Origin of the sequence: Mesorhizobium sp. M4A.F.Ca.ET.022.05.2.1 (assembly GCF_003998845.1) — a bacterium.
In the GTDB taxonomy this organism is placed as follows: domain Bacteria; phylum Pseudomonadota; class Alphaproteobacteria; order Rhizobiales; family Rhizobiaceae; genus Mesorhizobium.
Map to the genome: position 1 here is coordinate 1 of NZ_RZOJ01000245.1, position 9208 is coordinate 9208.

Genomic DNA, 9208 nt, shown 5'->3' on the forward strand with positions numbered 1-9208 from the left:
ATTTGCCGCTCAAGAATCCCTTGGCGAGACCGAAATAGGTGATAACGCCGATATCCTCGGCCACGCAGAGATCAAGCAGCGGTCCGTCGAGCGACGACCGATCGTACAAATTGTATTCGGGCTGAAGAACCTCATAGCGCGGCAGGCTGCGCAGGCTTGCCACGTCGAGCGCCGCCCGTAGCTGGCCGGCATCGAGGTTTGAGCAGCCGACATGGCGGACCTTACCCTTGGCAAGCAGGCTCTGATAGGCGCCGAGCGTCTCCTCGTAGGGTGTCGCCGGGTCCGGCCAATGCGACAGATAGAGATCGATCACATCGGTTTGCAGCCGCTTCAGTGATGCGTCGACCGCCTTTTCGATATAGACGGCGGACAAATCCCGCCTGCCCTGGCCCATGTCCGAGCCGACTTTGGTGATGACGACGATCTTGTCGCGGTTGCCGCGGCTTTTCATCCACTTGCCGATGATGGTTTCGGACTCGCCGCCCTTGTTGCCGGGAGCCCAGCGCGAATAGACGTCCGCCGTGTCGATGGCGTTGAGGCCGGCATCGGCAAAACGGTCGAGCAGGTCGAAGGAGGTCTTCTCGTCGGCGGTCCAGCCAAAGACGTTGCCGCCCAGGACCAGCGGCGCGATGGAAAGTTCGGTGCGACCGAGACGGCGTTTGTGCAAGATTGAACTCCGTGATGCTTGGGATGATGCGGGGCAAGCCCGGCTTGGGGGCAGCAGCTAAGCTAGGTCTTGGATTGCCGAGGTCAAAGGCCTGGCCCTTCTTTTCCGGCAGGTCAGCGCTTCACAAAGGCGCGACCCGCCGCGCCACCTCTTCCAGCCAGTGGTCGCGGATGCCGAGCGCCTTGAGGTGCTCCAGCGTGCTCAGCACATAGTCCTCGTTCCTGCCGGACTGGCCGGCTGCGCCGCCAACGATGCCGGCCGCATGGGCCGCATCGAGCGCGCCGGCATACTGCTCATGCGCGCGGTCGACGATGTAGGCGACCGCCTTGATCGTCTTGCGTGCCTCCGTCCCGTTCCCGTCGAGCCGGATGTCCAGCGTGCGTTCGACATAAACGCTGGTCACCAGTTCGCGCTCGCGCAGATAGGCGAGAACCTCGCCCCGCAGGTCGCCGGGCACGCGGAACGCCAGCCCGATGCAGGAGCCGCCACGGTCGAGGCCGAGCACCAGGCCCGGCCGCTGCCGCGTGCCTCGGTGCACGAAGGAATAGACACAAAGCGACCGCCGATAGCCGAAAAGGCGCGCGCGGCGCGTCTCGACATGCGCGAATCCGGGGCGCCAGATCAGCGACCCATAGCCAAAAACCCAAAAATCGCCCATATCGCCAAGCCTGATCGCGTGAGTCCCGACCGCACGCCGGAATCAGTGTTTCCGTCTTCCGCTTGTTGCGTAACAACCGTCCGCCCGCAATATCAGGGGCAATGAGAGCTCCAGCATGACGTCAACTGACCAGCGCCCGCCGAACTTTCGCCGCCGGCTGTTCTGGCTCGCCGCTTTCATTGCAGTGCTGTTCGCCATCTACAGCGCCGGCTGGTTCTACCTCGCCGATCGCGTCAGGGCCGAGGCCGACAAGGCGGTGGCCGCGCTCAACGCCAAGGGCATCGAGGCCGGCTGCGCCAACCTGACCGTCAGCGGCTATCCGCTCAGTTTCGCCATTTCCTGCGACACGCTCGCCTATGAGGACGATGCCAGGAACCTCGCCGCCTCGACCGGCAGCTTCAATGCCGTGGCTGCGATCAACCAGCCCCTGTCGCCTGTTGCTGATCTACGCGGGCCGCTCAGGACCTCCATGCCCGGGATGACGCCGCTATGGATCGACTGGGACAAGCTGCGGGCGGATGCGAAGCTCTCCTGGCCGCTGCCCCGGCGCGTCGCGCTGAAGGCCGAGGGCCTGTCCGGCCAGACCGATCCGGCTGACAACAGTGATCCTGTCGAACTGTTCTATGCCGGAAAGGCTGCCGGGCAATTGCAGCCGAATGGCCAGGACATCGGCTATGCCGGCAGTTTCAACGATCTCGAGATCGACGCCGATGCTATCGGCGGACGCGTGCTGCCGCCGCTCGACGGTAGTGGCGAGGCGACGCTGAAGAACGGTGTCGTGCTGATCAGGACGCAGCCGAAGAGCCTGCGCGGCCAGTCGGTCGACATCGCAAAGCTCGATCTGTCGTCTGGCGAAGCACGGATAACGGTGTCCGGGCCGCTATCGGTCGATGCCGACGGCCTGATCGACGCCGACCTGACGATCAAGCTCAGGAATCCCAAGGCGGTGGCGGCGATCCTTGGCGGCGCCATTCCCGAGCGCAAGAGCGAGATCGAGCAAGGCTTTGCCGGCCTGGCGATGCTCGGTAACGAACCGTCCATGCCGCTCAGGATCGTCAAGGGCAAGGCCTCGCTCGGCTTCATCCCGCTCGGCAAGATCAAGCCGGTCAACTAGAGCATGGTTCCGAACCGAGGGCCCGCGTCAGCAAAAGGTGGAAACAGGTCTTCGGACAAGATCATGCTCAACAAGAGATTGCGAGCAGATGGATAAACCGGTCAAGCTCCTGAGTGTTGGCGCGTTCACCCTCGACACGATCCTTCGCCTCGACACGCTGCCCGTGCATCAGGGCAAGTTCATCGCTTCCGATGGCGTCCAGATCGCCTCGGGCATGGCAACCAGCGCCGCTTGCGCCGCCCGCCGTCTCGGCGCCGAAGTCTCGCTCTGGGCAAGTGCGGGCGATGATGCCGTCGGCGACCAGCTGATTGCCGAGATCGAGGCCGAGGGCGTCGATTGCAGCCTGGTCCGACGTGTGGCCGGCGCGCGCTCGGCGCTGGCCGCGATCCTCGTTGACGCGCATGGCGAGCGCATCATCGTTCCGTTCTACGACCGCAAGGCGCAGGCCGACCCCGCTGAATTGCCCGCCGATCTCTCCGCCTTCGACGCCGTGCTGGTCGACGTCCGCTGGCCGGGCGCCGCGGCGCTCGCCCTGAACGCGGCGCGCGCCAATGGCCGGCCGGCGATCCTCGATGCCGATACCGCGCCGCTGGAGGTGCTGGAGCAGTTGTTGCCGCTGGCCACGCACATCGTCGCTTCCGAACCCGCGGCGCGTATCGTCTGCGGCCAGGCGCTCGATCCGGAAAGCGCCTGCGCCGATCTTGCCAGCCGTACCGACGCCTTTGTCGCGGTCACCGGCGGCGCGGCGGGAAGCTGGTGGCACGACCGTTCCACCGGCTCGGTCCGCCATGTCGCGGCGCCGAGGATCAAGGCGGTCGATACGTTGGCGGCCGGCGATGTGTTTCACGGCGCCTTTGCCGTCGGCCTCGCGGAAGCTATGCCGCCCGAGCAGGCCTTGCGTTTTGCCAGTGCTGCGGCGGCGCTCAAATGCCAGCGCTTCGGCGGCCGGCTCGGCGCCCCGGACCGGGCAGAGACGCTGGCCATGATGGCGGCCCACTGGCCCGGCGATTAGAAGCTCTAGACACGCCTATCCCTTGGCGCCGGGATGCTCGACGACCTGGCGGCCGAAGTCCGGCACATCGATGTCCTGGCCGGCCTCGATGATCGAGCGGCGGACCGCGCGCGTGCGCGTGAACAGGTCGAACAGTTTCTCGCCGTCGCCCCAGCGGATCGCCCGCTGCAGCGAAGCAAGGTCCTCCGAAAACCGCGCCAGCATTTCCAGGATAGCGTCCTTGTTGTGCAGGCAGACGTCGCGCCACATGGTCGGGTCGGACGCGGCAAGGCGAGTGAAGTCGCGGAAACCGGAGGCGGAGTACTTGATGACTTCGGTCTTGGTCACCGATTCCAGGTCGTCCGCGGTCCCGACGATGTTGTAGGCGATGATGTGCGGCAGGTGCGAGACGATGGCCAGCGTCATGTCGTGATGCTGCGGATCCATTGTGTCTATGTTTGAGCCGCAGCGCCGCCAGAACTCTGAAAGCCTTTCCAATGCCGCGGGATCGGTGCCGGGCACCGGCGTGAAGATGCACCAGCGGTTGTCGAAGAGGTCGGCGAAGCCAGCGTCCGGTCCGGACTTCTCGGTGCCGGCCAGAGGATGGCCAGGAATGAAGTGAACGCCGTCAGGTACATAAGGCTGCATCTGCGCGATGACCGAAGCCTTGGTCGAGCCGACATCGGTGAGGATGGCGCCCTTCTTCAGCGCCGGCGCGATCTCCTCCGCCACTTCGCCGGAGGAGCCGACCGGCACCGAGACGATAACCAGATCGGCATCGCGCACCGCTTGCCTGGCGTCGGTTGCGTAGGAATCGCCGAGGCGGAGCTCCTCGGCCCGCGCCAGCGTGGCGGGGCTGCGGGTGGCGATGGCGACATGGCGGGCCAGGCCCTCGCGGCGGATGACGCGGGCCAGCGACGAGCCGATCAGGCCGATGCCGACCAGCGCGATCTTTTCGAACATCACAGGTGCCATGGCGCTCAACTTTTCACGAAGGTCGTGAGGGCGGCAATCACGCCGCGATTGGCTTCTTCGATGCCGACGCTCATGCGTAGCGCGTTGGGGAAGCCGTAGCCGGAAACGCGCCGCAGTATGTAGCCGCGCGCCGTGAGATAGTCGTCCGCCGCCGCCGCCGAATGCTTGCCGTCTTCGGGGAAATGGATCAGCACGAAATTGCCGACGCTGGGCGTCACCCTGAGCCCGAGCTTTGTCAGCTCCTCGTTCAGCCAGGCGAGCCAGGTTTCGTTGTGCGCCACGCTGCGCTCGACATGGGCGCGGTCGCGGATCGCGGCGATGCCGGCCTCGATCGCCGTTGCATTGACGTTGAAGGGCCCGCGCACGCGGTTGATCGCGTCGACGATATGCATCGGACCATACATCCAGCCGATGCGCGCGCCGCCGAGGCCGAGCTTGGAGAAGGTGCGGGTCATGACGACGTTCTCGGCACTGCCCGCCAGCTCGATGCCGGCCTCGTAGTCGTTGCGGCGCACATATTCGGCGTAAGCCCCATCCAGCACCAGCAGCACGTTCTTCGGCAGGCCGGCATGCAGGCGGCGGACCTCCTGGAATGGCACATAGGTTCCGGTCGGATTGTTGGGATTGGCGAGGAAGATGATGCGGGTCCGCGGCGTCACCGCTGCCAGGATCGCGTCGATGTCGGCGCGCTCATGGGTCTCCTTCACCGTGACCGGCGTGGCGCCGGCCGACTGGATGTAGATCTTGTAGACCATGAAGGCGTGCTCGGTGATGATGGCTTCATCGCCGGGCGCAAGATAGGTCTGCGCCAACAGGCCGAGAATCTCGTCGGAGCCGTTGGAGCAGATGATGTTCGCAGGGTTGAGGCCGTGCACCTCGGCGATCGCCTCGCGCAGCCGCCTGGCGGTGCCGTCGGGATAGACGTCGAGCCTTGCGGCAACCTCCCGCGCCGCCTCGATCGCCTTCGGCGAGGGGCCGAGCGGGTTCTCGTTCGACGACAGTTTATGGACCTTGGCGACACCGGCAGGCGCTGTGCTCTTGCCGGGCACATAGGCTTCGATGTCCATGATGCCCGCGCGGGGCGTCGGACGTGCCTTGTCAGGTGTCTGGTTCATGTCCAAAAGTCCGTCGAGGATGCCTCCAACCGAAGGCCGCAGCGGAAATACAAGCCGTGGCCGCGAATGTCGAGAGGGCGGCAAGGGCGCGAAAAGCCCGACCGTTGACGCCGAGCCGCGCTGGCCCTAGAAGAGCAGCGACAGTTCCGTGGTGATTTGGCCGGTCGGCTTGCAGCCACGTTAAACAATTCGCTAAAGGGCCGTTTGCATCCTGTAACCGGCTTTGCGAAGGCATTGCCGGTTTTTTGTTGTCCGCCGCCGGCCGGACAGTCGCCTGGTCCGGAAACCGGAATCGGTTTCCGGAAACCACGGTGCCTAATGTAAGAGGATGTTATGGCCGTTCTGCGCGCCGCAAAAACCAGCAACGAGGCCGACAATCCGTCGAGCCCGGTGTTGCGCTTCGGCGCCGACAAGCCGCTCAAGCTCGATGCCGGCGCGCTGCTGTCGCCGTTTCAGATCGCCTACCAGACCTATGGCACGCTGAACGACGCCCGCTCCAACGCCATCCTGGTCTGCCACGCGCTGACTGGCGACCAGCATGTCGCCAGCACCAATCCGGTGACCGGCAAGCCGGGCTGGTGGCAGGTGTTGATCGGTCCCGGCAAGATCATCGACACCAACCGCTTCTTCGTCATCTGCTCCAACGTGCTGGGCGGCTGCCTCGGCTCGACCGGCCCGGCTTCGACCAATCCGGCCACCGGCAAGCCCTACGGCCTCGACCTGCCGGTCATCACCATCCGCGACATGGTGCGGGCGCAGCTGATGCTGGTCGACCATTTCGGCATCGAGAAGCTGTTTTGCGTGCTTGGCGGCTCGATGGGCGGCATGCAGGTGCTGGAATGGGCGGCGAGCTACCCCGAGCGCGTCTTCTCGGCGCTGCCGATCGCCACCGGGGCACGTCATTCCTCGCAGAACATCGCCTTCCACGAAGTGGGCCGGCAAGCCGTCATGGCCGATCCGGAATGGCATGGCGGCAAGTATTTCGAATACGGCAAGCGTCCGGAGAAGGGGCTGGCGGTGGCGCGCATGGCCGCCCATATCACCTACCTTTCGGAGGCGGCGCTGCACCGCAAGTTCGGCCGCAACCTGCAGGATCGCGAGGCGCTGACCTTCGGTTTCGACGCCGACTTCCAGATCGAAAGCTACCTGCGCCATCAGGGCATGACCTTCGTCGACCGCTTCGACGCCAACACCTACCTCTATTTGACCCGCGCGATGGACTATTTCGACCTCGTCGCCGATCACGGTGGTCGCCTGGCCGATGCCTTCGCCGGCACCAAGACGCGCTTCTGCCTGGTCTCCTTCACCTCCGATTGGCTGTTCCCGACCGAGGAAAGCCGTTCGATCGTGCATGCGCTGAACGCTGCCGGCGCCTCCGTCTCCTTCGTCGAGATCGAGACCGATCGCGGCCATGACGCCTTCCTGCTCGATGAGCCGGAACTGTTCGCCGCCATCAACGGCTTCATCGGCTCGGCCGCGCGGGCAAGGGGGCTGAGCGCATGACCCCGGAAAGTTGCAGACTTTCCGAGTCAGGATCATGCGCCAAAAGGGAGGCCAGCCTGTGAGCGTCAACCGCGCCCAGCGCGTCGACCTTGAAGTCGTCGCCGATCTCATCCCGCCGCAGTCACGGGTGCTCGATGTCGGCTCCGGCGATGGGCTGCTGCTCGAATTACTACAGGAAACCAAGCAGGTCGACGGCCGTGGGCTGGAACTGTCGCAGCGCGGCGTTAACGAATGCGTGGCGCGCGGCCTCTCGGTCATCCAGGGCGACGCCGACAAGGATCTCGAATTCTATCCCGACAAGGGCTTCGATTTCGTCGTCCTGTCGCAGACCCTGCAGGCGACCCGCAATCCGAAGCTGGTGCTCGACGAGTTGCTCAGAATCGGCAACCGCGCCATCGTCTCTTTCCCCAATTTCGGCCACTGGCGGGTGCGCCTGTCGCTGTTCGTCAAGGGGCGGATGCCGGTGACCAAGGATCTGCCCTATTCCTGGTACGACACGCCCAACATCCATTTCTGCACCATCCGTGACTTCGTCAATCTGTGCGAGGAGCTTGGCGCCACGGTGGAAAAGGCAACCGCCCTCGACGGCAATGGTCAGAGGATCGGCCTCTCCATGCCGTGGTGGTTCTGGAATTTCTTCGGCCAGCAGGCAGTGTTTCTGCTGAAGCGATGATTGCGATGCGTCTCTTTCGTCGGCGTGCGGCCACGGTTGAAATCCCGCCCGACATTCTGTCCGGGATAAAGGCGGGAATTCTTGTCTGCACCTCACCGCGCAGCGGTAGCAATCATCTCGCTGGGTTGATGGCCTCCGCCGAACTGGGGCGTCCACTTGAGTGGTTTGGCGGTCGCCGTTTGCTGGAGCTGCCGGATTATCCTCGCGCCCCCCGCGCGCAGCTTCTGCGTGCGGTGACGGACGGGCGATCCTCTTCAGGAATCTACGCGATCAAGCTTTTCGCAAGCCAATTTGCTCAAGTTGCCAAGAAATTGAACCTGCCCGCGAGCCTTCCGAATCCGCGTTACGTCCGCTTGACGCGCCGTGATCGGCTGGGCCAGGCGATTTCTTGGGCCCGCGCCCGTCAAACCCGCAGATTCCGCTCCACGGAAATCAATGACACACCGCCGCGCTATGACGGTGGCGCGATCGTCGATTCGCTTGAAAGAATTCTGATGGAAAATCTGGCTTGGGATGGCTGGTTCGCAAAAAACGGACTGCCCTACCTTTCTCTGACTTACGAGCAAATTCAGCAAGATCCGCGAGCAAGCCTCAAGCAAATTGCACGCTTGGCGGATACCGAACTTACCTGGGGAACCAACATCGAGTCAGGTCTCGAAATCCAGCGCGACACAATCAATGACGAATGGAGGGAGCGCTTTCTGTCCGAGTACGCCGATGCTTCGAGCTTCTGGCATCGCCCGCGCCACTTCCGTGGTTTCCTGAAGAACTAGAAACAACGAAAACCCACTTGATCGAGGCGGCGAACTCGCAGATGTGGGTAGCGTCTCGGTCGTTTGACAGCAGGCCACCAGGGTTATAGCGACATACACTCCGATGAACCGGTAGCGCCCCCGATGGCTGACGAATACCCCGACTATTCAATCGTCGTGGAAATGGAGAACGCCAAGTCGATCGACTGGGCCGAGATCGGCGTTGGGCTGAACGCCCTGGCGCGCGAAATCGCCGCGGTTTCCGCGATCGGCTTTGCGAGACCGAAACTGATCATCTCGCATGGCGGGCAAGCCGAGGACGCGGACACGCTTCGGCGCAACTTCCGTGCCGAAGCGCCGCGATTGGAAGAAGTGGCGGAGATAGGCTTCGTGGCTTGCCCTGGTGGCCGCTACTACGACCTCAAGAACAATGGCATCAAGGCAACCGAGGGCGAACTGGTCGTCTTCCTGGACTCAGACACCGTACCGGAACGCGACTGGCTTGCAACCCTGCTCGGCCCGTTTCAGGACCCTGGCATCGTCTGTGTCAACGGCTACACGTATCTTTTGTGCGATGACTTCTTTTCGAGAACCTTTGCCCTGATGTGGTTCTTCCCGATGGCCCAGGGCGACAAGAGGTTCGCCTCGAAACGGGCCCTCAACGCCAACAATACTGCCTTCCGGCGCGACTGGATTTCCAGCCACCCGTTTCCTGAAAACAATGGCTTCAAGGTCTCCTGCACCTTGCTGATGCACCAAC

10 protein-coding genes and 1 riboswitch are annotated in these 9208 nt (G+C 63.8%); of the genes, 6 read left to right on the forward strand and 4 right to left on the reverse strand.

The features are described 5' to 3' along the window. Together EN745_RS23000 and EN745_RS23005 are read right to left on the reverse strand one after the other, a co-directional pair. A partial coding sequence (locus tag EN745_RS23000; RefSeq protein WP_145992100.1) for an aldo/keto reductase occupies nucleotides 1-667 on the reverse strand: 667 nt, incomplete at its 3' end. A gap of 121 nt (nucleotides 668-788) precedes the next feature. After that, complete coding sequence (locus tag EN745_RS23005) at nucleotides 789-1325, reverse strand: gamma-glutamylcyclotransferase (protein WP_126058081.1); 537 nt, start codon at nucleotides 1323-1325, stop codon at nucleotides 789-791. 115 nt (nucleotides 1326-1440) lie between these two features. Here EN745_RS23005 and EN745_RS23010 point away from each other — a divergent pair, with 115 nt between their 5' ends. After that, nucleotides 1441-2439, forward strand: coding sequence for a DUF2125 domain-containing protein (locus tag EN745_RS23010; RefSeq protein ID WP_126058080.1), 999 nt, complete (start codon nucleotides 1441-1443; stop codon nucleotides 2437-2439). An 88-nt stretch (nucleotides 2440-2527) separates the two neighbouring features. Continuing rightward, a complete protein-coding gene (locus EN745_RS23015; RefSeq protein WP_127422341.1) occupies nucleotides 2528-3451 on the forward strand; it encodes a sugar kinase in 924 nt (307 codons plus the stop codon). 15 nt (nucleotides 3452-3466) lie between these two features. Here the strand turns inward: EN745_RS23015 and EN745_RS23020 are convergent, their stop codons facing one another. Together EN745_RS23020 and hisC are read right to left on the reverse strand one after the other, a co-directional pair. After that, nucleotides 3467-4405, reverse strand: coding sequence for a prephenate/arogenate dehydrogenase family protein (locus EN745_RS23020; protein ID WP_189363130.1), 939 nt, complete (start codon nucleotides 4403-4405; stop codon nucleotides 3467-3469). A gap of 5 nt (nucleotides 4406-4410) precedes the next feature. Next, nucleotides 4411-5520, reverse strand: a complete 1110-nt coding sequence (hisC, locus tag EN745_RS23025) for a histidinol-phosphate transaminase (RefSeq protein WP_127422342.1) — start codon at nucleotides 5518-5520, stop codon at nucleotides 4411-4413. A 138-nt stretch (nucleotides 5521-5658) separates the two neighbouring features. Continuing rightward, nucleotides 5659-5736: riboswitch (SAM riboswitch) on the forward strand. Nucleotides 5737-5853: 117 nt separating this feature from the next. Here hisC and EN745_RS23030 point away from each other — a divergent pair. The 4 genes from EN745_RS23030 to EN745_RS23045 all read left to right on the forward strand — a co-directional run. Further along, on the forward strand, nucleotides 5854-7023 hold the full coding sequence (locus EN745_RS23030) for a homoserine O-acetyltransferase (RefSeq protein ID WP_126058076.1): 1170 nt from the start codon (nucleotides 5854-5856) through the stop codon (nucleotides 7021-7023). A 58-nt stretch (nucleotides 7024-7081) separates the two neighbouring features. Continuing rightward, nucleotides 7082-7696: a methionine biosynthesis protein MetW gene (gene metW, locus EN745_RS23035; protein ID WP_126058075.1), complete on the forward strand. Its 615-nt coding sequence runs from the start codon at nucleotides 7082-7084 to the stop codon at nucleotides 7694-7696. After that, nucleotides 7642-8469 (forward strand): Stf0 family sulfotransferase, encoded by an 828-nt coding sequence (locus EN745_RS23040; RefSeq protein WP_127422343.1) that lies wholly within the window; start codon nucleotides 7642-7644, stop codon nucleotides 8467-8469. The genes metW and EN745_RS23040 overlap by 55 nt, the downstream gene beginning before the upstream one ends. A 123-nt stretch (nucleotides 8470-8592) precedes the next feature. Further along, nucleotides 8593-9208: glycosyltransferase family 2 protein (locus EN745_RS23045; protein ID WP_127422344.1), on the forward strand; the 616-nt coding region annotated here is incomplete at its 3' end.